General features: G+C 69.5%; 18 protein-coding genes and 1 pseudogene. 12 read left to right on the top strand and 7 right to left on the bottom strand.

Translation table 11 applies throughout. From position 1 onward, the window contains the following. The first annotated feature begins 19 nt into the window (after nucleotides 1-19). From ACEN9J_RS33885 to ACEN9J_RS33875, 3 genes are all read left to right on the top strand, one after another. On the top strand, nucleotides 20-1003 hold the full coding sequence (locus ACEN9J_RS33885; RefSeq protein WP_413765487.1) for a Bug family tripartite tricarboxylate transporter substrate binding protein: 984 nt from the start codon (nucleotides 20-22) through the stop codon (nucleotides 1001-1003). 3 nt (nucleotides 1004-1006) lie between these two features. Further along, entirely contained in the window at nucleotides 1007-1492 is a 486-nt protein-coding gene (gene rraA, locus ACEN9J_RS33880; protein WP_413765486.1) for a ribonuclease E activity regulator RraA, read from the top strand. A 115-nt stretch (nucleotides 1493-1607) separates the two neighbouring features. Beyond that, on the top strand, nucleotides 1608-3734 hold the full coding sequence (locus tag ACEN9J_RS33875; protein WP_413765485.1) for a putative bifunctional diguanylate cyclase/phosphodiesterase: 2127 nt from the start codon (nucleotides 1608-1610) through the stop codon (nucleotides 3732-3734). A 17-nt stretch (nucleotides 3735-3751) separates the two neighbouring features. Here ACEN9J_RS33875 and ACEN9J_RS33870 read toward each other — a convergent pair. After that, nucleotides 3752-4573 (bottom strand): annotated as a pseudogene (locus ACEN9J_RS33870) (LysR substrate-binding domain-containing protein); the annotation flags it as partial. Nucleotides 4574-4722: 149 nt separating this feature from the next. On the opposite strand from ACEN9J_RS33870, the gene hutU reads away from it, so the two are divergent. The 7 genes from hutU to ACEN9J_RS33835 all read left to right on the top strand — a co-directional run bounded on the left by hutU (nucleotide 4723) and on the right by ACEN9J_RS33835 (nucleotide 13973). After that, on the top strand, nucleotides 4723-6459 hold the full coding sequence (hutU, locus tag ACEN9J_RS33865; protein WP_413765484.1) for a urocanate hydratase: 1737 nt from the start codon (nucleotides 4723-4725) through the stop codon (nucleotides 6457-6459). A 17-nt stretch (nucleotides 6460-6476) separates the two neighbouring features. Further along, a complete protein-coding gene (locus ACEN9J_RS33860; RefSeq protein ID WP_057598460.1) occupies nucleotides 6477-7433 on the top strand; it encodes an ABC transporter substrate-binding protein in 957 nt (318 codons plus the stop codon). Nucleotides 7434-7443: 10 nt separating this feature from the next. Then, complete coding sequence (locus tag ACEN9J_RS33855) at nucleotides 7444-8337, top strand: ABC transporter permease (RefSeq protein ID WP_413765483.1); 894 nt, start codon at nucleotides 7444-7446, stop codon at nucleotides 8335-8337. Further along, nucleotides 8334-9128 carry an ABC transporter ATP-binding protein gene (locus ACEN9J_RS33850; protein ID WP_413765482.1) on the top strand — a complete coding sequence of 265 codons (795 nt, stop codon included), beginning with the start codon at nucleotides 8334-8336 and terminating at the stop codon, nucleotides 9126-9128. The genes ACEN9J_RS33855 and ACEN9J_RS33850 overlap by 4 nt, the downstream gene beginning before the upstream one ends. Before the next feature lie 7 nt (nucleotides 9129-9135). Continuing rightward, nucleotides 9136-10323, top strand: coding sequence for a CaiB/BaiF CoA transferase family protein (locus tag ACEN9J_RS33845; protein ID WP_413765481.1), 1188 nt, complete (start codon nucleotides 9136-9138; stop codon nucleotides 10321-10323). Nucleotides 10324-10370: 47 nt separating this feature from the next. Then, on the top strand, nucleotides 10371-11291 hold the full coding sequence (locus ACEN9J_RS33840; RefSeq protein WP_261211241.1) for an NADPH:quinone oxidoreductase family protein: 921 nt from the start codon (nucleotides 10371-10373) through the stop codon (nucleotides 11289-11291). A 135-nt stretch (nucleotides 11292-11426) separates the two neighbouring features. Further along, the gene (locus ACEN9J_RS33835) at nucleotides 11427-13973 is read left to right on the top strand and encodes a PAS domain S-box protein (RefSeq protein WP_413765480.1); all 2547 of its coding nucleotides are present in this window, start codon (nucleotides 11427-11429) and stop codon (nucleotides 13971-13973) included. On the opposite strand, the gene ACEN9J_RS33830 is transcribed toward ACEN9J_RS33835, so the two are convergent. From ACEN9J_RS33830 to ACEN9J_RS33805, 6 genes are all read right to left on the bottom strand, one after another. Beyond that, nucleotides 13970-16093 carry a putative bifunctional diguanylate cyclase/phosphodiesterase gene (locus tag ACEN9J_RS33830; protein WP_057594671.1) on the bottom strand — a complete coding sequence of 708 codons (2124 nt, stop codon included), beginning with the start codon at nucleotides 16091-16093 and terminating at the stop codon, nucleotides 13970-13972. The two genes, ACEN9J_RS33835 and ACEN9J_RS33830, sit on opposite strands and share 4 nt — an antisense overlap. 93 nt (nucleotides 16094-16186) lie before the next feature. After that, nucleotides 16187-18262: a hypothetical protein gene (locus tag ACEN9J_RS33825; RefSeq protein ID WP_413765479.1), complete on the bottom strand. Its 2076-nt coding sequence runs from the start codon at nucleotides 18260-18262 to the stop codon at nucleotides 16187-16189. 142 nt (nucleotides 18263-18404) lie between these two features. Then, nucleotides 18405-18818: a transcriptional repressor gene (locus tag ACEN9J_RS33820; protein WP_057594672.1), complete on the bottom strand. Its 414-nt coding sequence runs from the start codon at nucleotides 18816-18818 to the stop codon at nucleotides 18405-18407. A 129-nt stretch (nucleotides 18819-18947) separates the two neighbouring features. Continuing rightward, nucleotides 18948-19109, bottom strand: a complete 162-nt coding sequence (gene hemP, locus ACEN9J_RS33815; RefSeq protein ID WP_261211258.1) for a hemin uptake protein HemP — start codon at nucleotides 19107-19109, stop codon at nucleotides 18948-18950. 229 nt (nucleotides 19110-19338) lie between these two features. After that, nucleotides 19339-20178: an isocitrate lyase/PEP mutase family protein gene (locus ACEN9J_RS33810; RefSeq protein WP_413765478.1), complete on the bottom strand. Its 840-nt coding sequence runs from the start codon at nucleotides 20176-20178 to the stop codon at nucleotides 19339-19341. A gap of 84 nt (nucleotides 20179-20262) precedes the next feature. Then, nucleotides 20263-20745 (bottom strand): TIM barrel protein, encoded by a 483-nt coding sequence (locus ACEN9J_RS33805; protein WP_413765477.1) that lies wholly within the window; start codon nucleotides 20743-20745, stop codon nucleotides 20263-20265. Between ACEN9J_RS33805 and ACEN9J_RS33800 the strand changes: the two genes are divergently transcribed. Both ACEN9J_RS33800 and ACEN9J_RS33795 read left to right on the top strand, forming a co-directional pair. Then, on the top strand, nucleotides 20642-21361 hold the full coding sequence (locus ACEN9J_RS33800; protein WP_413765476.1) for a LysR substrate-binding domain-containing protein: 720 nt from the start codon (nucleotides 20642-20644) through the stop codon (nucleotides 21359-21361). The two genes, ACEN9J_RS33805 and ACEN9J_RS33800, sit on opposite strands and share 104 nt — an antisense overlap. A 105-nt stretch (nucleotides 21362-21466) precedes the next feature. After that, entirely contained in the window at nucleotides 21467-22438 is a 972-nt protein-coding gene (locus ACEN9J_RS33795) for a tripartite tricarboxylate transporter substrate binding protein (protein ID WP_261214301.1), read from the top strand. Nucleotides 22439-22451 lie beyond the last annotated feature (13 nt).

Below are 22451 nucleotides of genomic sequence, written 5' to 3'. Positions count from 1 at the left end.
AACCAACGGAGACGACCCCATGACGAGCATCTCGATGAAACGCCGCGCGCTGGCCGCGATGGCGACCGCGTTCACCCTCGCGCCGATCGGCGCCTGGGCCCAGGCCCTGGGCGGCGACAAGCCGCTGCGCATGATCGTGCCGCTCGCCGCGGGCTCCACGGTCGACGCGGTCGCGCGCGCCGTCGCACCCGCGCTGGGCCGCGGCACCGGCCACCCGGTGGTGGTCGAGAACGTCGCCGGCGCGGGCGGCATCCCGGGCACGCAGCAGATCGTGCGCGCGCCCAAGGACGGGCTGACGCTCGGCATGATCTCGTCCAACCACGTCATCAATCCTGGCATCTACAAGTCCATTCCCTTCGACAGCCTCAAGGACATCACGCCGATCGCCGTGCTCGCCACCGTGCCGCTGGTGCTCGTGGTCAACCCGGCCCTGCCCGTGAAGTCGGTCAAGGAACTCCTGGCCCACGCCAAGGCCAAGCCCGGCACCCTGAACTACGGCTCGGCCGGCAACGGCAGCACGCTGCACCTCGCGGCCGAACTGCTCGTGAGCGAGACCGGCATCGACATGAAGCACGTGCCCTACCGCGGCACGGGCCCGTTGATCACCGACCTGATCGGCGGGCAGGTGAACCTGGCCTTCGTGTCCGTCTCGCAGGTCGCGCCGCAGGTCAAGGCCGGCACGCTGCGCGCGCTCGCGGTCAGTACCCGCCAGCGTTCGGCCGCGCTGCCCGAGGTTCCCACGCTCGCCGAGGCCGGCGTGTCCGGCTACGAATTCGATGCCTGGATCGCACTGGTCGGTCCCGCGGGCCTGCCCAGGCCGGCGGTGGACGCGGCAGCCACGGCGATCCGCGCGGCCATGAAGTCGCCCGAGGCGCAGGCCGCCATCACGGGGCAGGGGCTCGCGGTGCTCGACATCGGGCCCGATGCGGCGCCGGCCTTCTTCCAGTCGGAACTGGCGAAGCACCAGAAGCTGGTCAGGCAGTCGGGCGCGACGCTGGATTGAGGCATGCACGGCAACGACACATACGAGGCCACCGCCGATGTCGCCGACCGGCTCGGTTCCGATGCCAGGGTCTGTGAAGTCGGCTTGCGCTCCTTCGGATCGACACGCCGCGCCTCGGGCCTCGTCGCCTGCCTGCGTGTCCACGAGGATGCCGGCCTGGTGAGGGACCTGCTCGCGACCGCGGGCGAGGGGCGCATCCTGGTCGTCGATGGCGGCGGCACCTGCCGCATGGCGCTGCTCGGCGACCGGCTCGCGCGCATCGGCCTGTCCAACGGCTGGGCCGGTGTCGTGATCCATGGCGCCGTGCGCGATGCCGAACTGCTGGCCGCGCTGCCGCTGGCCGTGCTCGCGATCGGGACCACGCCCCGGCGCGCGAGCCTGGCCGGGAAGGGCGAGCGCGACGTGGTGCTGGCCTTCGGCGGCATCGAGCTCCGGCCCGGCGATCGGCTGTGGCTCGATGGGGACGGCGTGGTCGTGTCCGCGGCCTGATGCCTTCTGTCGGCGCAGGCCGACGCCCCGAAGGGCAGATGGACGAATCGCGCCGAGGTGCATTGGGTGCGCAATGGTTGGAGGGGGTGAGAGCTCCCGCTACCCGTTGCCCACCATGGTCGATCTTCCATCAGGTCAAGACCACTCGAGCGGCCCGTCGCCCGACGAACTCTCGAGGCGGGTGAGGGGCGACCAGCTCCTGTCGGTGCAGCGCAGCGTGCGCGCCGTGGTGCCCTCGGGCATGGCCGTGGGCTGCGTGACCGCCGGGGTCGCGCTCTATGCCTCGGCCCACTGGGCCGGGCCGGCGGCATGGCTGATGCTGGTCGTGCTGTCGAACGCCTACCGCGCCTACGTCTGCCGCTCGCTGCGCGCGGTCGAACGGGCCGTGGCCCGCATGGACGAGCGCGAACTCGCTCTGCGCTTCCGCCGGATCACCTTGTCGTCCCTGCTGTCGGGCTGCGTGTGGGCACTGCTGCCGCTGTTCTGCGACAGCGGGAACCCGTCGGAGACGCTGTTCTTCCTGACCATCGTCTGCGGCGTCTGCGCCGGCTCCGTGATCTTCAGCGCGGCCTATGCCCCGGTGCCGATCGTCTTCGTGACACCCGCGCTGGCCGCGGTCACCGCGTGGCTGCTCCATGCCGGCGGCTTTCATCACGAGGCGCTGGCGGCGATGGTCTTCGTCTACCTGTGCACGCTGGTCTACGCCTCGCGGCGCGGCGAGCGCGCATTCCGCGCCAGCAGCCGGCTGAAGAACGAGGCGCTGTTCATGGCGGCCGAGCTGCAGCGCACCCATGCCGAGTCCACGCGCGCGACGCGCGAGCTGGACTTCCGCGCCAATCACGATTCGCTGACCGGCCTGCTCAACCGCGAGGGCTTCGCGAAGGCGGCCGCGCGCTTCGAGGCCGCGCAGGCGGACGTGGTGCCGCATGCCGCGCTGATGCTGGACCTCGACGGCTTCAAGGCCATCAACGATGCCTTTGGCCACAAGACCGGCGACCGCGTGCTGCAGGACGTCGGCCAGTGGCTGCAGCAGCGGCTGGCGCAGCATGACGCCGTGGTCGGCCGCTGGGGCGGCGACGAGTTCGCGGTCTTCTATCGCCCGCGTGGCGCGGCCGATGCGCCCGAGCACGTGGCGCAGGGGCTTATCGACTCGATTGGCCATGCCACCTCGCACTACGGCGGGCAGCTCGGCGTGAGCGTAAGCATCTGCACCAGCCTCGAACGCTCGGCCGAGGAGATGCTGGCCTTCTCCGACGAGGCGCTCTACGAGGCCAAGCGGCGCGGGCGCAACCGCTGCCACCGCTTCGACGAGGTGCTGCACGGCCGTCTGCTGCGTCGGCGCGACATCGAGCGCGACATGGTCGAGGCGATGGCGACGCGCGCCATCTGCGCCTGGTACCAGCCGATCCTCGCCGACCGCGGGCGGCGCCTGCACAGCCTCGAGGCCGTGCTGCGCTGGCGGCATCCGAAGCACGGCTGGGTCGCGCCCGGCGAGGTGATCTTCGCGGCCGCGAGCACCGGGCTGGCCGAACGCCTGCTGCGCCACATCCTCGAGGAGGTCTGCCATGGCCTGGTGCAACTCGGTGGCATCGGCGGCGCCTTCGCCGAACTGCCGGTGGCCATGAACGTGTCGCCGCGCGAGATGTCGCAGTTGCCGGTCGATGTCATCACCGCGCAGGTGCTCGCGGCCCACGGCCTGCCGCCGCAACGCCTGCAGATCGAGATCACAGAGGAGGTCGCGCTCGACACCTCGACCGCGCGCGCCCGGCTGCGCGCGCTGGCCGAGTCCGGCGTCGCGGTCGCGATCGACGATTTCGGCGTCGGCTACTCCTCGCTGGCCTCGCTGCGCGGCGAGCATGTGCACCAGGTGAAGATCGACCGCAGCTTCGTGTTCGGCCTCGATTCCTCGCCGGCGAGTTGCCTGATGGTGGAGGCGGTGGTGCGGCTCGGACGCTCGATGGACATCGAGGTGGTGGCCGAGGGCGTCGAGAGCCAGGAGGAGTTCGAGACGCTCGTGCGGCTGGGCTGTCCGCTGCTGCAGGGTTTCTATTTCATGCGGCCGGCGCCGTTGGGACAGGTGGTGGCGTGGGCGCAGCGGCGCGAGGATTCCCCTTCCCGTCACGATGGCATCGAGGTCCTGAACGATGGATGCGGACAGCTTGCACGGAAGCCGTCGATCGAGCGCTGCGTCGCTACCAGTTCCTGCGCCAGCCAGCCCCTGAAAGCGCGCAGCGGCGGATAGTCCTTCTTCTCCGCCGGATAGACCAGGTAATAGGCCAGGTCTTCGCTGGCCATATGGCGATAGGGCACGGCCAGCCGGCCTTGCTCGATGTCGTCGGCCACGAGGAAATAGGGCGCGAGCCCGATGCCGAGGCTGGCGGTGACCACCTGCACGATCATCAGGTAGTGCTCGAACACCGGTCCCGGCGGCGTGTGTCCCATCTCCACGCCCAGGCTGCCGAGCCAGAAATTCCACGAGTCCATGCGCGAGGCCAGGTGCACGAGCGTGTAGTCCAGCAGCCGGCGCGGCTCGTCGAACGGGCCGTAACGGCGCAGGAAATCCGGGCTGCAGATCGGCACCACCGCGTCCTGCAGCAGGAACTCCATCTCGGCGCCGCTCCATGAGGCCTTGGCGCCGAAATGAATGGCCGCATCGATGTCCTCGATGTGGAAGTTGAACGGCGACAGGTGGGTGGTGAGGTTCAGGATGACGTCGGGATGGCGCGCCGAGAAATCGGAATAGCGCGGCATCAGCCACCGGGCCGCGATGCTGGGCAGCACCGCGAGGTTGAAACGGCCGCTGCTGCGGCCCCCGGCCTTGAGCTCGACCGACGCGGCCTCGAGCTTGTGCAGCAGCGGCTGGATGCGCCGCAGGTACGCATCGGCCGCCGGCGTGAGCGTCAATCGCTTGCCTTCACGCACGAACAGCAGCGTGCCGAGTTCGTCCTCCAGGGCCTTGATGAGCTTGCTGATCGCGCCCTGCGTCACGCACAACTCGTCGGCCGCGCGGGTGAAGCTGTGGTGCCGGGCACTGGCCTCGAACGCGAGCAGGCACGAAAGGGAGGGCGTGTGGGTTCGCATTCAATGCATGAGCGTTGGTCATCAACCAAGGAGGAAAAATCGCTTTCGGCCGTGCAACGCAATTTTCATAATCGTCGCGGACACGCCGCATTCTAGGGAGAACAGGCGTAATTCCCATCGTTTCAGGCACGCCATCTTTTTCCGGATCCATGAGCAATGGAATTGGTGGCAACGCTGAATCGGCCGCCTTGGCATGGACCGCACAGGAGAAGAAATTGCCTCACGAGACATCGTTGCCCCGGGTCGTTCGCGCAGACCGCGGGACCGAACTTCGAGCCCGCAGCTGGCGCACGGAAGGGCCGTTGCGCATGCTGATGAACAACCTCGATCCGGACGTTGCGGAGAATCCTGCGCAATTGATCGTCTATGGCGGCGTGGGGCGCGCGGCGCGCAATTGGGACGCCTTCGATCGCATCGTCGAAACGCTCGAGCGGCTGGACGACGACCACACCCTGCTGGTGCAGTCCGGCAAACCCGTGGGCGTGTTCCGTACCCATGCGATGGCGCCGCGCGTACTGATCGCCAATTCCAACCTCGTGCCCAAATGGGCCACGCAGGACCACTTCAACGAGCTCGAGCGCAAGGGCCTGATGATGTTCGGCCAGATGACGGCCGGCTCCTGGTTCTACATCGGCAGCCAGGGCACCGTGCAGGGCACCTACGAGACCTATTCGGAGGTCGGGCGCCGGCATTTCGGCGGCTCGATGGAGGGCCGATGGATGCTCACCGCGGGGCTCGGCGGCATGGGCGGCTCGCAACCCCTGGCCGGGCGGATGACGGGGGCCGCGATCCTCGTGGTGGAGTGCCAGCAGAGCCGCATCGACATGCGCTTGCGCACCGGCTACCTCGACGTGCAGGCGCGCGATCTCGCGCATGCGCTCGAACTCGTCGACGAGGCACGCGCGCAGCGCCGCGGGTTGTCGATCGCGCTGTGCGGCAATGCCGCCGAGGTTCTGCCCGAGATCGTTCGCCGCGGCCTGTGTCCCGACGTGGTGACCGACCAGACGGCCGCGCACGACCTGCTGCACGGCTACCTGCCCGCCGGCTGGGACGTGGCGCGCTGGGAGGCGGCGCGCACGAGCGACCCCCGCGCGGTCGAGCAGGCGGCGCGCGCATCGATCGCGCTGCATGTGCGCGCGATGCTGGACTTCAAGGCGCGCGGCGCCGTGGTGTTCGACTACGGCAACAACATCCGCCAGGTCGCGCTCGATGAGGGCGTGACGCAGGCCTTCGACTTTCCGTCGTTCGTGGTGGCCTATGTCCGGCCGCTGTTCTGCGAGGGCAAGGGGCCTTTCCGCTGGGTCGCGCTCTCGGGCGATCCGCAGGACATCTACAAGACGGACGAGCGCCTGCGCGCCTTGTTCCCGCAAGACCAGGCGCTGAGCCGCTGGCTCACGATGGCACGCGAGTGCGTCAGGTTCCAGGGCCTGCCCGCGCGCATCTGCTGGCTCGGCCTGGGCGAGCGGCATCTCGCCGGCCTCGCGATCAACGAGATGGTGCGCAACGGCGAGCTCAGCGGGCCGATCGCCATCAGCCGCGACCACATGGATTCGGGCTCGGTGGCCAGCCCGAACCGCGAGACCGAAGGCATGCTCGACGGTTCCGACGCCGTGGCCGACTGGCCGCTCCTGAATGCGCTGCTCAACACGGCCTGCGGTGCCGACTGGGTCAGCATCCATCACGGCGGCGGCGTGGGCATGGGCTATTCGATCCACGCGGGCATGGCGCTGGTGGCCGATGGCACGCAAGGCACCGACGAGCGCATCGCGCGGCTGCTCTGGAACGATCCCGCCACCGGCGTGATGCGCCATGCCGACGCGGGCTACGAGATCGCCGCGCGCACCGCGCGCGAGCGCCAACTGGACCTGCCTTCGCTGGCAGCCTGACTCTGAAGGAGCACGTCATGAAATGGACAAGGTACTTCCTGGCCCTCGGGCTCGTCGTCGGCGCGTCGATGGCCTCGGCGCAGAACAAGCACGTGGCGATCGCGAACATGGTCGACATTCCCCAACTGATCCAGGTCAAGACGGGGCTGGTGGACGCGCTGCGCGGCGCGGGCTATGTCGAGGGCCAGAACCTCAGGCTCGACTACCTGTCGGCGCAGGGCAACGCGGGCATCGCCACGCAGATCGTGCGCAAGTTCGTCGGCGAGGCGCCCGACGTGATCGTCACCATCACCACGCCGATGGCGCAGGCCGCCTTGTCGGCCACGAGGACGGTGCCCGTGGTCTTCACCGTGGTGACCGATCCGCTCGGCGCCAAGGTGGTCCCTTCGCTGAAGCGTCCGGGCGGCAACGCCACCGGCATCTCCGACCTCGCGCCGATCGAGCGGCAGCTGCGCCTGATCAAGGCCTTCATGCCGCAGGCCAGGCGCCTGGGGGTGATCTACAACACCGGGCTCGATGGCTCGCGCTACCAGATCGAGGTGCTCAAGCCGCTGCTCAAGGCCCATGGCATGACGCTGGTCGAGGCGAATGCGCCCACCTCCAACGAGGTCGGTTCGGCCATGCGTTCGCTCGTAGGCAAGACGGACGTGGTCTGGATTCCCAACGATCCGACCGTGTACGCGGCGCTCGAATCGGCGGTGCGCATCGGCCAGGAACAGAAGATTCCCGTGTTCACGGCCGAGACCCGCACCGTGGAGCGCGGCGCGGTCGCCTCGATCGGCTTCGACTACAACGCCGTCGGCGAGGAAGCGGCCCGCCAGGTGGTCAGGATTCTCAAGGGCGCGAAGCCCGGCGATATCGACGTGGAAACGCCGCAGGTGTTTCGCACGGTCGTGAACCAGCGCGCCGCGCAGGCCGCGGGCCTGAGCATTCCGGACGACGTGGCCCGCCAAGCCAACATCGTCAATCGCTGAGGAGGGCGAGATGAATTTCTACGCCTTGCTGGGCGCGCTCGAGACGGGGCTGATCTTCGGCTTCGTCGCGCTCGGCACCTACATCACCTTTCGCCTGCTGAAGTTTCCCGACATCACGGTGGAGGGCAGCTTCCCGCTCGGCGGGGCCGTGGCCGCCGCATCGATCGTCGCGGGCGCCAACCCCTATCTGGCCACCTTGCTGGCCTTCGTCGCCGGCATGCTCGCGGGCTCGCTCACGGCCTTCCTCAATGTCCGGCTGCGCATCCTGCACATCCTCAGCGGCATCCTGGCCTCGGTCGCGATGTACTCGATCAACATGCGCATCATGGGGCGGCCCAACACGCCCTTGCTGGGCACGGACACGGTGTTCACGGGCCTGGGCACGCACTTCGCCGGCAGTGCCTATGCGGTGCCGCTCGTGCTCATCCTCCTGTGCACGGCGATCGTGCTGCTGCTCAACCGCTTCCTCGCTTCCGAGACCGGGCTGGCCCTGCGGGCGACCGGCGCCAATCCGCGCATGGCGGCGGCCTACGGCATCCACACCGGCCGCATGACCTGGCTGGGGCTCGCCATGGCGAACGGACTGTCCGCCCTCGGCGGTGCGCTTTTCGCGCAGACGCAGGGCTCGGCCGACGTCAACATGGGCGGCGGCGTGGTGGTCGTCGGCTTTGCCGCCGTGATCGGCGGCGGGGTGCTGATCAGGAACACGACCATCGTGCGCGCGACCTTGTCCGCGCTGGTGGGCGCCGTGCTCTACCGCATCGCGGTGGCGCTGGCGCTGGACGTCGACAGCATCGGGCTCACGCCCTCGGACCTGAACATGGTGACCGCGGCGCTCGTGGCACTGGCACTGGTCGCGCCCGGCGTGGGCCTGGCCGGCGCGCTGCGCGGGAGAAAAGGATGATCAGGGTCGAGAAGCTCGATGTCGTCTTCAACGCCGGTTCCGCGCTCGAGAACCACGTGCTGCGCGGCCTGTCGCTGGACATCCCCCAGCAGCAGTTCATCACGGTGATCGGTTCCAACGGCGCCGGCAAGTCGACCTTGCTCAATGTGCTGGCGGGAGAGACGACCCCCACCGGCGGGGCCGTCGCGATCGATGGCGAAGCCATCGCCGGCTGGCCGGTCGCGCGTCGCGCCGGTGCCATCGCCCGCGTCTTCCAGGACCCGCTGGCGGGCACCTGCGAGGAACTGACGATCGAGGAGAACATGTCCATCGCGCTGGCGCGTGGCCATGCGCGCGGACTGGGTCACGCGGTGACGGCGCCTCGGCGCGAGCGCATCCGCGCGGCGCTGGCCCGGCTCTGCCTCGGCCTGGAGAACCGGCTGCACGACCGCATGGGCCTGCTCTCGGGTGGGCAGCGCCAGGCGATCAGCCTGCTGATGGCGTCGCTCAACGAATCGAAGCTGCTGCTGCTCGACGAGCACACGGCCGCGCTCGATCCGCGCACCTCGGAGTTCGTGATGAAGCTCACCGACGACCTCGTGCGTGAATTGAAGCTCACGGTGCTGATGGTCACGCACAGCATGCGCCAGGCGCTCGATCACGGCGACCGGACCATCATGCTGCACCAGGGGCGCATCGTCTTCGACATCGCCGGCAGCGAACGCGAGCGGCTCGATGTTCCGGACCTGCTGGCGCTGTTCTCCCAGCGCAGCGGCAAGGAACTCAGCGACGACAGCCTTCTTCTGGGATGACCCTCTCATGACCCAACAACAACTTCTGAATGGCCTGCGCATCGTCGACCTGTCGCGCGTGATGTCGGGGCCTTACTGCACCGCGCTGCTGGCCGACGTGGGGGCCGAGGTGATCAAGATCGAGACGCCCGTGACCGGCGACGATTCGCGCCACTTCGGCCCCTTCGTCGACGGCCGCAGCGTCTACTTCTCCTTGCTGAACCGCAACAAGAAGAGCGTCACGCTCAATCTCAAGGACGAGCGCGCGCGCGAGATGCTGTATGCGCTGATCGACACCGCCGATGCGGTGGTCGAGAACTTCCGCCCCGGCGTCGCGCAGCGGCTGGGGGTGGACTACGAGACGCTGAAGGCGCGCAATCCCTCGCTGGTGTACCTGAGCATCTCGGGCTTCGGGCAGCAGGGCGAATTCAAGGGGCGACCGGCCTATGACCTGATCATCCAGGCCATGTCCGGGCTCATGAGCACCACGGGCCGTCCCGGGCAGGAACCCACCTGCGTGGGCGACTCGGTGGCGGACCTCGTGACGGGCCTGTTCGGTGCCTGGTCGCTGATGACGGCGCTGTTCGCCCGCGAGCGGGACGGGCAGGGACGCCAGATCGATCTGTCGATGTTCGATGCGATGCTGGCCCTGCAGCTCACGAGCGCGAGCCGCCTGTTCGCCAGCGGCACGGCGCCGCAGCGCGTGGGCAACCGCCATCCCGTGACCTCGCCGGTGGACTGCTTCGAGGCCAGCGACGGCTGGGTGGTGATCGTGGTCAGCAACGACGGGTTCTTCCGCCGCTTCGCGCCGTTGATCGGCAAGCCCGAGTGGGTCGAGGACCCGCGCTTCGTCGACAACCTGCAGCGCGCGCGCAACGAGCCGGCGCTGAAGGCGGCGATCACGGCATGGTCGCGCGAGCGGACCGTGGACGAGGTGGTCCAGGCCTGCCTGGAGGCCGACGTGCCCGCGGGCCCGGTCTGGGATCTGCAGCAGGCCCATGCGCAAGCCGCGCGGCAGGATCGAGGGCGCGTCGCCCAGGCGCAGGATGCAGAGCGCCCCTGGCCGTTCGTGCTGCAGCCGGCCGTGTTCTCCTCGGGGGATCCGGCGAAGGTCCAGGCCGACCCCTTGTTGGGCGCGCACACCGACGAGGTGTTGCAGGGCATCGGCATCGCACCGGCGGATCTTGCGCAACTGCGCGCGCGGGGGGCCGTATGAAGGCGTGGATCGTCAGGGACACCACTCAGGCCCCGGAGCTCATGGAGATGCCGCTGCCGCATCCCAAGCCGGGCCAGGTACTGGTACGGGTGGCGGCGGCCGGGCTCAACTTCTCGGACGTGCTGATGGCGCGCGGCGCCTACCAGATCCGGCCGCCGCTGCCCTTCACCCCGGGCCAGGAGATCAGCGGCATCGTCGAGAGCGTCTCGGGCGGTGGCGCCTTCGGCCCCGGCGACCGGGTCGCCACCAAGGTCCTGTGGGGCGGCTTCGCGCAGTTCGCGGTGGCCGAGGCCTCATGGTTGGTGCGCGTGCCCGAGGAGGTCCCGCTGGCCGAGGCCGCCGCGCTGCCGGTGGTCTGGCCGACCGCGTGGATCGCCCTGTTCGCGCGCGCCCGGTTGCAGGCCGGCGAGACGGTGCTGGTGCACGCGGCCGCCGGCGGGGTCGGGCTGGCGGCCACCCAGCTCGCGGTTCGGGCCGGTGCGCGCGTCATCGCCACCGCGGGTGGCCAGGACAAGCTCGCGCGCTGCAGGGAGCGCGGGGCTTCGGTCTGCATCGACTACCGCGAGGACGACTGGGTCGAGCAGGTGATGCAGGCCACCGGCGGCAAGGGCGTGGATGTGGTCATCGATCCCGTGGGGGGCGATATCACGGACCGCAGCGTCAAGTGCCTGGCCCACGGCGCGCGCCTGTGCCTCGTGGGTTTCTCGAGCGGGCGCATTCCCGAGATCCGCGCCAACCGGCTCCTGCTCAAGAGCGCCTCGGCGCTGGGCATCTACTGGAGCCATGAGCGCGACCTGCCGCTGATCGGGCAGGCGCTGGACGACGTGCTGGCGGGTTTCAGGCAGGGGCAGCTGCATGCCGACGTGGGCGGCCGCTACGGCTTCAGCGAATTGCCGCGTGCCTTGAGCGACCTGCAGGAGCGGCGCACCTTCGGCAAGCTGGTGCTTCTGCCCGACGCAAGCGCCTGACCCCGTCCCCGTTGCCGGTGGCGCGAAGTCCGCGCCAAAACGGCCTGCCCGCCGACGCGTCCCGCCCCGCGGCGCCCCTACGATACCGCCCTGGACAGGCGTATCGAGGGATGCGCCCAGCACGCGGACGCACTCATGAAGAACAGCGAGACACATGGCGGGCCCGGCACCGCACTGCAGCATGGCGGGCATTTCCGGCCGGACGGCACGCCCGCCGCCGCGTTCCTGCGCGAGCACGACTGGACCCGCTCGGCGCTCGGGCCGCCCCAGGGCTGGGCGGGCGCACTGCGCCACGCGGTGTCGCTGATGCAGGACTCCGCGGTGCCGATGTGGCTGGCGTGGGGCCCGCGGCTCGGCATGGTCTACAACGAGCCCTACGCCCGGATCCTCGGGGGCAAGCATCCCCGGGCCATGGGGGCGCCGCTGGCCGAGGTCTGGGCGGAGATCTGGCCCGACGTCGGGTCGCTGGTCCAGACCGCCTTGTCCGGCAGCCCGGTCTATCGCGAAGACCTGCCGCTCGTGGTGAACCGCGAGGGTCGCGAGGAACAGACCTGGTTCACCTTCTCCTATGCGCCGCTGCGCGACGAACGAGGCGCCGTGCATGGCCTTCTGTGCACGGTCTGGGAAACCACCGACAAGGTGCTGACCCAGCGCCGGCTGGCCGTGGAGGAGGACGAGGCGACGCGGCGCCAGGCGCAGCGCATGGAGACCGAGGAGCGCTACCGGCTCGCGGTGCTGGCCACCAACGACGCGGTCTGGGACTGGCGCCTGTCCGACGGCCACGTGGTCTGGAACCAGGCGCTGACCACGCTGTTCGGCCACACGGAGGAAGAGACCAGCGCCGACTGGTGGCTGGACCACATCCATCCCGAGGACCGCGAGCGCGTCGAGACCGGCATCCATGCGGTGATCGACGGCGGCGGCACGGCCTGGACGCAGGAATACCGCTTCCTGCGCAAGGACGGCAGCCATGCCGCGGTGTTCGACCGCGGCACGGTGCTGCGCGACGCGCAGGGCCGGCCGCTGCGCATGATCGGTGCCATGCTCGACCTGACCGAACGCAAGGCGGCCGAGCTCGCGCTGCGCGAGAGCCACCGGCAGTTCCGCACCCTGTTCGAGACCATCGACGAGGGCTTCTGCGTCATCGAATTCCTCGACGGCCCGCACGGGCCGATGAGCGACTACATCCACGTCACGGCCAACCCGGCCTACCTGGCCAATGCCGGCATTGCCGACGTGGCGGGACAGCGGGTGCGCGAGATGGTGCCCGACGAGGCCGACGGCTGGGTCGACATCTACCGCCGCGTGCTGCTCACGGGCGAGCCGGTGCGCTTCGAGCGCGAACTGGTGCGCACCGGCCGCTTCCTCGAGCTGGCCGCCTTCCGCGTCGAGCCGCCCGAGCGCCGCCAGGTCGCGGTGCTGTTCCAGGACGTGACCCAGCGCCACCGCGCCGAGCGCGCGCTGCTCGAGCTCAACGACTCGCTCGAGCACCGCGTGGCCGAGGAGGTCGCGCAGCGGCTGAAGACCGAGGAGGCGCTGCGCCAGGCGCAGAAGATGGAGGCGGTGGGCCAGCTCACCGGCGGCATCGCGCACGACTTCAACAACATGCTCGCGGTGGTGATCGGTTCGCTCGACCTGCTGGGGCGGCAGCTCGCGGCCGACGACGTTCGCGCCCGGCGCTACGTCGAGGCCGCGCGCGACGGCGCGAAGCGTGCCGCGCTGCTGACGCAGCGGCTGCTCGCCTTCTCGCGCCCGCAGCCGCTGCGCCCCGAGTCGCTCGATGCCAACCGGCTGGTGGCGGGCATGTCGGACCTGCTGCGCCGCTCGCTCAGCGGCGCGATCCAGCTCGAGACCGTGCTGGCCGGCGGCCTGTGGCGCACGCATGCCGACCCCAACCAGCTCGAGAACGTGATCCTCAACCTCGCGGTCAACGGGCGCGACGCCATGCCCGAGGGCGGGCGGCTCACCATCGAGACCGCCAACACCCACCTCGACGAGCGCTATGCGGTCGAGCACCTCGGCCTCTCGGCCGGGCAGTACGTGATGATCGCCGTCAGCGACACCGGTTCGGGCATGCCCGCCGCCGTGGTCGCCAAGGCCTTCGACCCCTTCTTCACCACCAAGGAAGTGGGCCGTGGCACAGGACTGGGCCTGAGCCAGGTCTACGGCTTCGTCAAGCAGTCGGGCGGCCACGTGAAGATCTATTCGGAGGTCGGCGAGGGCACGGCCGTGAAGGTCTACCTGCCGCGCCTGCTCGGCGCGCCCGCCGAGGACGAGAAGGCCGAGGCCGCCCCCGATGCACCGCTGGGCGGCACCGAGGAGCTGATCCTCGTGGTGGAGGACGAGCCCGCGGTGCGCCAGCTGACGGTGGCCGCGCTCACCGAACTCGGCTACCGCGTGCTGCAGGCCGACGGCGCCGCGGCGGCGCTGAAGCTGATCGACGCCCATCCCGAGATCCAGCTGCTGTTCACCGACGTGGTGATGCCCGAGACCAACGGCCGCAAGCTGGCCGACGAGGCGCTGCGGCGGCGGCCCGGGCTCAAGGTGCTGTTCACCACCGGCTACACGCGCAACGCAGTGGTGCACAACGGCGTGCTCGACGCGGGCGTGCACCTGATCGGCAAGCCCTTCACGATCGAGGAACTGGCGGTGCGGGTGCGCGAGGTGTTGGACGCGTCCTAGGCCGCGGCGCGCACCGCGAGCCAGTCGAACAGCTGCGAGGCCGGCAGCGCGCGCGAGTACAGGAAGCCCTGCAGTTCGTCGCAGCCCATCGTCAGCAGGATGTCGCGCTGGATCTCGTTCTCGACGCCCTCGGCCACCACGCTCAGGCCCAGCGCATGTGCGAGCCGGATCACGGCGTCGACCACGGCGCGCGAGTCCTCCTTGGATTCGAGGTCCTGCACGAAGCTGCGATCGATCTTGACCTGGCGCGCCGGCAACCGGCGCAACTGGCTCAGGCTCGAGTAGCCGGTGCCGAAATCGTCGATCGACAGGAACACGCCCACGGCCGCGAGGCCCTCGAAGGTGCGGTGCGTGGCGCGGATGTCCTCCATCGCCACCGACTCGGTGATCTCGCACAGCAGCAGCGAGGCCGGCACCGCATGCCGGGTCAGCGCGCGCTCGACGCGCTCGACGAAATCGACCTCGCGCAGCTGCATCACCGACAGGTTCACCGCCACCGGCATCGACAGGCCCTGCGCGCGCCACAGCGCGATCTGCCGGCAGGCTTCGTCGAGGATCCAGTCGCCCAGGCGCACGATCATGCCGAAGCGCTCGGCCAGGCCGATGAACTGCGCGGGCCCGATCAGGCCGAGCTCGGGGTGGTTCCAGCGCACCAGCGCCTCCACGCCGCTGAGCGAGCCGTCGCGCCCGTCCATCTTCGGCTGGTAGTGCAGCTCGAACTGGTTCAGGTCGACGGCCCGGCGCAGGTCGCTCTGCAGCCGCAGCTGCGCCGCCACGTCGGAGCCCATGTGCGATTCGAACATCACGTAGTTCGCGCCGCCGGCGCGCTTGGCGATGTACATCGCGGCATCGGCATTGGCCACGAGCTTGTCGGGCTCGCCCTGGCCCGGGTAGACCACGATGCCGATCGAGCAGGCGATCTGCAGCGGCTTGTCCTGCAGCGAGAAGGGCTCGGCCAGCCGGCGCAGCGCGCGGTTGGCCACCTGCGCGGCCTCCGCCGCGTCGCTCACGCCCTCGAGCAGCAGCAGGAACTCGTCGCCGCCGATGCGCGCCACCGTGTCGCCGTCGCCCGCGACCTCCCCGAGCCGCCTGGCCGCGGCGCGCAGGATCTCGTCGCCGGCCGCGTGGCCGAAGGAGTCGTTGATCGGCTTGAAGCCGTCGAGGTCGACGAACAGGATCGCCACGCGTTCCTTCACCAGCGGCTGGTTGACGCGCGCCATGCGCGCCAGCGCGTGCTGCAGCCGGTCCTCGAACAGCACGCGGTTGGGCAAGCCGGTGAGCGCATCGGTGAAGGCGTAGCGCTGCAGTTCGCGGTTGGCCTGCGTGAGTTCGGCGTTGGCGTTCTCGAGCGAGTTGGCCAGGCGCTGCGTGACCACCTGCATGCGCCCCTCGAGGATCGAGCCGAGCAGCGTGCCCAGCAGCAGCACGCACGAAGCCAGCACCACGATCACCGTGAGCCCCGCGCCGTGCAGTTCGTTGGCGCTCAGGCAGACCGAATCGGGCGCGAAGTTGGCCGCGGCCATGCCGGTGTAGTGCATGCCGCAGATCGCGATGCCCATCACCAGCGCCGCCAGCAGTTGCACGGCGGGGCGCCGGGCGGTGCTCACGCGGCCCAGGTTGCGCATGATGAGCAAGGCCGCGGCGGAGGCTCCGACGCCCACCAGCGCGGACAGCGCCACGATCACCGGCTGCCACAGGATGCCGGGCGCCATCTGCAGTGCCGCCATGCCGATGTAGTGCATGCCGCAGATGCCGCCGCCCATGACCAGCGAGGCCACGCCCAGCCGCCCGAGGCTGTAGTTGGGCCGGCTCGCGACCCATAGCGCCACCCCGGAGGCCGCGACCGCCGCGACCCACGACAGGAAGGTGTACCAGCCCGAGAAGCCCAGCTCGATCGGCAGCGTGAAGCCCAGCATGCCCACGAAATGCATCGACCAGATGCCCGTGCCCAGCACCACCGAGCCCACGCTCCACCACAGCGGCCGGAAATCCCCGGCGCTCCCGCGCATGCGCCGCGACAGGTCGAGGGCGACGAAAGAGGCCAGGGTGGCGATCAGCAGCGAGGCCGCGACGATCAGCGGGTCGTGGTGGGAAGGGAGAAAGAGAGACGGCGGGTTCACCGCCCGAGTATCTCGCGAGCCTGTAACAGAGTCCTGTCGCGGGGGCGAGTGGCCCTGCGGTGGGCCCGAGTTGGAGGCCGCCGCTCCGGCCGGTCAGTGCCCCACCGCCGCATCGAGTGCCGGCGACGCCTGCATCGCGTTCCACTGGAACTTCAGGCTCATGCCCTCGCCCTCCGGATCCGCCCGCTCCGTCTTGCCCTGGGCCGCATTCAACCGGGCGTCGACCGGCAGGTAGGACGCATAGGCGAAGCGTTCGGTCCGTGGCCAGTTCGGCTGACCGTTGTAGAAGTAGTCGGAGAGTTGGAACCAGATCGGCAGCAGCGACAGGGTCGTGACGTCGCCGTTGTGCAAGTTCATCTTCGACTTGCCGACGGTGGTGCCGATGTGGAAGCGCTGCTCGACGGCATCGAGGCGCGCATAGGTGGCGTCGGAGAAGGCGGTGAGCACCTCGTGGTCGACGAAGGGAAGCAGCGCGAGGGTGCCCGAGCCCGAGTGCGCATAGGCCACGCGGTCGCCCTGCACGCAGCGGCCGCTGGCCGACCATTGGCCACGGGTGTCGTTGGCGGGCACGATGACCGCGTTGTTGTTCTTCAGCGCGCCGTCGACCTCGGTGCGCCGCGCCTGCATGTCGGCGCGCAGGTGCAGGTCGATGTCGACGTGGGCGAGGAAGGTCGCGCCGGCGCAGCTTCCGTCGACGCGCTTGCTCTCGTAGCTCACGCGGCCCTGCCACGAGCCCAGCTGCCGGATATTGCTCTTGAGGCCGTTGACGGTCGCGCTCACCTCGCCGTGGGTGGCGTTGCCGAGCGTGGCCTCGAGCTTGTTCTCGCCCCAGGTCACCTGGACGGGCGTGCCGCCCACGCTGAGCTCGCCCGCCTGCTTGCCGAAGTCGCCATGCACCACGAGCTTGTTGTCGGCCCTCATCTCGAGGTGGGTGATGACCGGCGCGAGTCGCAGGAAGCCACCGCCATCGAGGACGATCTTCGCGTCGGGCTGGCGCTTGCCGTCGTCGTCCACGATGCCCTCGGTGACGTCGAGCTTGCGCTTCTGCAGGTAGGTCCAGACGTCCTGAAAGACGAAGGAGCGGTTCGGCTTGGCCAGGGGCTCGATCTTGTTGACGCCGGCCATGCGGTCGACGAGCAGCGCGATCGAGGGATAGGCATTGGGGTTGGCGTTGCCTTCCCACCCGACGACGGTGCCGGCGCCGCGGCCCTTGAGCGCGTCGCGCAAGGGTTTCGCATCGGGCGTGCCGCTGTTGCACGACAGCATGATGGCGAGCGCGTCGGGCGAGAAGCGCAGATGGCGCTGGATGAACTTCGACGTGAACGCGAGCTTGGGCGGATTGCCCCAGTTCCCGGTCTGCGGCAGGGTGCGGATGCGGTGATAGATCAGGTTGCCCGCGTCGAGGTCCTCGCGGTAGACGAAGTCGTTGGCGACGGTGGCGTTGTCGTCGAGCATGGCGGCGAATTCCTTGCGATCGCCCGGGCCATATTTGGCGGTGTGCGTGTTCATGTAGAAGAAGCCGACCTCGCCCATCTGCTTGAGGTTGTCGATGGTCAGGGTCTGGCGCGCGACGCTGTAGCCGCGCTCGGTCAGCGCCTGCTTCATCGAACGCAGCAGCGGCGCGCCGTGGCGGAACTCGTTGTCGCCGTTGGGCGCGCCCGAATGGGTGAACAGCGCGGCCCGCGCGGCGCCGGGCGCCGCCGCCATGGCGACGCTGGCGGCGAAGGGCGCGAGGCGCAGGCCTTCCTCCTCCTCGGGCGGCGGCTCCTCCAGCCCCTGGGGCACGCGCCAGTTGTCGGTGTAGAGGAAATAGCGGCCGTCCTTGAAGCGGGCCCACAGGCTGGCGTCGTCCACGCCGGCGTCGGCGAACTCGGGCTGGGTCAGCACCCAGTCGCGCAACTGCGCCCATTGTTCGGGCGTCGGCGTGGCGCGATTGCCGGCGATCTGGCCGAACTGCAGGTCGAGCCGGTCCATGGCCGAGAGCCGGATCGCGCTGTCGACCTCCTGCACGGGTGGGGGCTGCTGCGGCTGCCCGTCGGGGTTGCCGCTGGCGATCGGCGGCATGCCGATCGCACCACCGCCGCCCCCACCGCCGCAGGCGCCCAGCAGCAGGGCGAAGCCCAGGAAGGCGGCCTGCCAATGGCGCCGCGGGTTGTTCGTTCGTTGCATGGAAATGTCCGTTCGTTCGGGCTCGAAGCGAGGGAACGGATTCTGGGGAGCCGGCGTCGATCCCGACACTCCCGTTCGGGAGTCGACGGAGGAGGTATGCCGAACGGCGAAACTCAGGCGTTCGCCTGCTTCGCGAGGGTCGCTAGCGCCGCGCGCCGAAGGCCGTGACCACGTAGTCGGAGAGCTCGTAGCCCAGCTCCGCCGCGATGACCTTCAGGCGGTTCTCGATCTCGGGGTCGAAGAACTCGAGCACGTCGCCGGTCTTGGTGCACACCAGGTGGCCGTGGTGGCGCTCACGGTCGTTGAGTTCGTAGACGGCCTTGTTGTTGCCGAGCTGGCTCTTCTTGAGCAGGCCCGTCTGCTCGAACTGGGCCAGCACGCGGTAGACGGTGGCCAGGCCGAGGTCGGTCTGCTCGGCCACCAACTGGCGGTAGACGTCTTCCGCCGCCATGTGCCGCTGCTTGCTGGTGCGGAACAGGTCCAGCACCTTCAGGCGGGGCAGGGTGGCCTTGAGCCCGGTCTGCTTCAGGTCGGGAGCGGCGGCGTGCTCGTCCATGCGCGTGCGTCCGGTCGATGTTCGTCGGCGTGGGAAAAAAATGCATGGCTGGCCGGTGAACCGATGGCTAGCAAAAAACGACCCTTGGAGACCGTTGAGTCTCGGAGTCGCCCCACGATGAAACTGAAACTACTTGGTCAGGATGAGCTTGCCCAGCTTGGTGGCCTGCAGCCTGTACACGAATCCGTTGTGCGAGATCTCGACCACCTTCTGCCCGCGCAGCAGCGCGGCGCTGTCGAGGCTGGCCGTCGCCTGCGCGGCGGCTTCACGGGCGACTTCGTCCGCGAGCACCGGCGCGTGCACGAAGGCCTCGGCCGTCACCTCGACGGGCTGCGGCGCGGCCGCGCGGCGCACGCGCAGGGTCGGACGTTGGCTCGGCAGTCCCGACGGGGACGATTGGCTTCCTTGAGAGAGGAGAGCTTGCATGGTGGCGGTGGTTGCTTTGGAGTGAAGCTGGTTGGTGACTTGGCTCGACTATAGCACTGAATGAGAGTGATTCGCATTAATGAAAACTGAATTTTCATGCGGCGGGTGAAAAGAGCGCGTTGAGCTCGCCGACCGACAGCATGCGTTCGTCCATCGCATCGAAGCGGCCGTGCGCAAAGGCCTCGCTCGCGAGTTGTCCCACCAGGCCCAGCGCCGCCTGCAGCGGGCCGCAGCCGAGGCTGATGCGACGCGCGCCAGCCCGCGCGAGGCTCTCGGCCGGGGGCGCGCCGGCATAGCCCGCGTACACGTTCACCGGCAGGGCCACCGCGCGGGACAGGCCTTCGATCTCCTCGGGGCTCGCCAGGCCGGGCACGAAGATGCCGTCCGCGCCCGCCGCCGCGCAGAGCGTCGCGCGGCGCAGCGTTTCCTCGAAGCGCGCCGCCGGGTCATCCCAGGGAACGATGTGCGTGTCGGTGCGCGCATTGATGAAGAAGCGCCCATCGAGCGCACGGATGGCGGCGATGCGCTCGCACAGCACTTCGGGCGGCGCCAACTCGCGCGTGCCGGACCGCGTGCCGTCCTCGATGTTGATGCCGGCCACGCCCAGATCGATGAGCGCGGCCGCCACGTCGCGCACTGCCTGCGTGCTGTCGCCGTAGCCGCGTTCGAGGTCCACGCTGAGCGGCAAGCGCGTCACGCGGCGGATGCGTGCGCAGACCGCGATCAGTTCATCGGCGGGCATCCGTTCGCCGTCCGCGTAGCCGAGCGACCAGGCGATGCCCGCGCTGGTGGTGGCGATGGCGCTCGCGCCGGCGCGTTCGATGACGCGGGCGCTGGCGGCGTCCCAGGCGTTCACGAGGATCAGGGGCGCGGGGCCCGTGTGCAGGCGATGGAAGAGGTCGGTCCTGGATGGCGTGTCGTCGTTGCGTTGCATGGTCACTGGCTCCGTGAGGAGGGGTTGGAAGTGACCGCAGCGTAGAAGCGACCCGCCGTCGCGGCTTGGAAAAAACTGCTGTTCTCAGCGCGCACGCAGTTCGATGCCGTGCGCTTCCAGCCACCCGAAGCTGGCCAGGGTGCCGTCGCTCGGGAAGTATTCGCAGCCGATCCAGCCCGTCCATCCGAGCTGCTTCAAGGCCCGGAACACCGTGGCGAAGTTGATCTCGCCACTGCCCGGCTCGTGCCGACCGGGCACGTCCGCGATCTGGACGTGCGCCGCATGCGGCAGGCTCTGGCGCATGCGCTCGATGAGGTTCCTTTCGCCGCGCTGCAGGTGGAACAGGTCCAGCATGATCTTGAGGTTGTCGCGGCCCAGCTGTTCGATGAGCGCAATGGCCTGGGATTGCCGCGTGAGCAGGAAGCTCGGCCGGTCGATCTCGTTGAGCGGCTCGATCATCAGGATGAGACCATGGCGCGCGGCGATGACGCAGGCGTCGTCGATGTTCCTTGCGAAGACCTCCCACGATGCCTCGCGGGTCACGCCCTGCGGCACGCCGCCCGACATCGCATGGATCTTCGGGCAACCGATCTCGGCCGCGCAGATCGTGCTCGAGGTCTACGAGAGCCCCAGCACCTTCCTCGCGGCGCACCTGATCAACGAGCGCGTCGAGCTCAGCGTGCTGGTCGACGACGTGGCGCTGCCCGGCATCGAGGCGGTGCCGCTGGTGGACGAGCCGCTGTACTTCGTGCAGCCGCGCCGCAAGCCGCTGGTGCGCGCGGGCCGCAGCATCGACCTGCCGACGGTGGCCAGCGTGCCGCTGATGCTCACGACGCAGGTCACCACCTTGCGCGACCTGGTCGACCGCGCCTTCGCCGAGGCGGGCGTGGCGCCGCAGATCAAGGCCGAGGCGAGTTCGATCCATACCGTGCTGGCGATGGTCGCGCAGGGTGGCGCGGGCACCGTGATCCCGCATTCGGCGCTGGCCTGGCATGCCGCCGCGCAGTTGCTGCGACAGACCCCGATCGAGCCGCAGATCGTGCGCCGCGCGACGCTCGCGCATTCGCGCCTGAACCGGTTGCAGCCCGCCGCCGCCTGCGTGCACGCACTGATCGTGAGCGTGGTGCGCGAGCTGGTGCGCTCCCGCCGCTGGGACGGGGCCCGACTGGTGGCCGGAAACTGAGCGTGCGTGGCGCCATCGCTCGGCGCTATACCGGTAGCAGGATTTCGTAGTGTTCAGTTCGGGAGGCCGTCCCTACAGTCGACTGCACAAATCGACGGAGACACCATGAACATCCTCAGGGCCACACGGCTCGTATCCTGGGCGCTGATCGCCATGCCCCTGCTGGCGGGCGCGCAGCCCGACTATCCCGCGCGCCAGCCGGTGCGCCTGATCGTGACCTTCGCGCCGGGTGGCGGCTCCGACACCATCGCGCGCTCGCTCAACGCCAAGATGAGCGAGAAGCTCGGCCAGACGGTCATCGTGGAGAACAAGCCGGGCGCCGGCGGATCGATCGCCACCGACTACGTCGCGAAGGCCGCGCCCGACGGCTACACGGTGCTGTTCACCGTCTCCTCGCACAGCATCAACCAGGCCCTGTACCCCTCGCTGCCCTTCAACACCGAGCGCGACCTGCGCGGTGTCACGCTGATCGGCGCGCTGCCGCAGGTGCTCGCGGTCCATCCCTCGGTGCCGGCCAGCAATCTCAAGGAGTGGATCGCGCTGGGCCAGCGCGATCCGCGGTACCGCCAGTACGCGACCGGCGGCATCGGATCGCCGGGCCACTTCGCGGGCGGGCTGCTGCAGTCGATGGGCAAGCTCTCGCTGCAGCACATTCCCTACCGCGGCGCGGGACCCGCGATCGCGGACGTGGTGGGCAACCAGGTGCCCGCGGTGTTCGGCACCCTGAGCGGCGCGCTGCCGCACATCCGCAGCGGCAAGCTCAAGGCGATCGCCGTGACCTCGAAGGAGCGCTCGCCGCTGCTGCCCGAGGTGCAGACCATCGCGGAGTCGGTGCCGGGCTACGAATCCGACACCTGGATCGGCACCTTCGTGCCGCACGGCACGCCGCAGGCCGTGGTCGACAAGCTGCACCAGGCCACGCTCGCGGCCCTGGCCGACAACGAGGTCAAGGCACGCATGGAAACCCAGGCCGGGCGCGTGATCGGCGGCTCGCCCGAGGCGCTCGACAAGCTGGTCTCGCAGGAGATCGTGCAGTTCACGCGCGTGGTGCGCGAGCAGGGGATCAAGCCCGAATAGGCGCTCGATCGAG

Origin of the sequence: Variovorax sp. Varisp41, from assembly GCF_047325085.1 — a bacterium.
Lineage (GTDB): Bacteria > Pseudomonadota > Gammaproteobacteria > Burkholderiales > Burkholderiaceae_C > Variovorax.
Note: the sequence above shows the minus strand (reverse complement) of the source record. Positions and strands in the feature narration are given on the sequence as shown.

Bases quoted from the DNA above. Each gene is read 5' to 3' on its own strand.
- ACEN9J_RS33885 (WP_413765487.1), top strand. From the start codon at position 20: ATGACGAGCATCTCGATGAAACGCCGCGCGCTGGCCGCGATGGCGACC.
- rraA (WP_413765486.1), top strand. From the start codon at position 1,007: ATGCACGGCAACGACACATACGAGGCCACCGCCGATGTCGCCGACCGG.
- ACEN9J_RS33875 (WP_413765485.1), top strand. From the start codon at position 1,608: ATGGTCGATCTTCCATCAGGTCAAGACCACTCGAGCGGCCCGTCGCCC.
- hutU (WP_413765484.1), top strand. From the start codon at position 4,723: ATGAGCAATGGAATTGGTGGCAACGCTGAATCGGCCGCCTTGGCATGG.
- ACEN9J_RS33860 (WP_057598460.1), top strand. From the start codon at position 6,477: ATGAAATGGACAAGGTACTTCCTGGCCCTCGGGCTCGTCGTCGGCGCG.
- ACEN9J_RS33855 (WP_413765483.1), top strand. From the start codon at position 7,444: ATGAATTTCTACGCCTTGCTGGGCGCGCTCGAGACGGGGCTGATCTTC.
- ACEN9J_RS33850 (WP_413765482.1), top strand. From the start codon at position 8,334: ATGATCAGGGTCGAGAAGCTCGATGTCGTCTTCAACGCCGGTTCCGCG.
- ACEN9J_RS33845 (WP_413765481.1), top strand. From the start codon at position 9,136: ATGACCCAACAACAACTTCTGAATGGCCTGCGCATCGTCGACCTGTCG.
- ACEN9J_RS33840 (WP_261211241.1), top strand. From the start codon at position 10,371: ATGCCGCTGCCGCATCCCAAGCCGGGCCAGGTACTGGTACGGGTGGCG.
- ACEN9J_RS33835 (WP_413765480.1), top strand. From the start codon at position 11,427: ATGAAGAACAGCGAGACACATGGCGGGCCCGGCACCGCACTGCAGCAT.
- ACEN9J_RS33825 (WP_413765479.1), bottom strand. From the start codon at position 18,262: ATGCAACGAACGAACAACCCGCGGCGCCATTGGCAGGCCGCCTTCCTG.
- ACEN9J_RS33820 (WP_057594672.1), bottom strand. From the start codon at position 18,818: ATGGACGAGCACGCCGCCGCTCCCGACCTGAAGCAGACCGGGCTCAAG.
- ACEN9J_RS33810 (WP_413765478.1), bottom strand. From the start codon at position 20,178: ATGCAACGCAACGACGACACGCCATCCAGGACCGACCTCTTCCATCGC.
- ACEN9J_RS33800 (WP_413765476.1), top strand. From the start codon at position 20,642: ATGAGACCATGGCGCGCGGCGATGACGCAGGCGTCGTCGATGTTCCTT.
- ACEN9J_RS33805 (WP_413765477.1), bottom strand. From the start codon at position 20,745: ATGTCGGGCGGCGTGCCGCAGGGCGTGACCCGCGAGGCATCGTGGGAG.
- ACEN9J_RS33795 (WP_261214301.1), top strand. From the start codon at position 21,467: ATGAACATCCTCAGGGCCACACGGCTCGTATCCTGGGCGCTGATCGCC.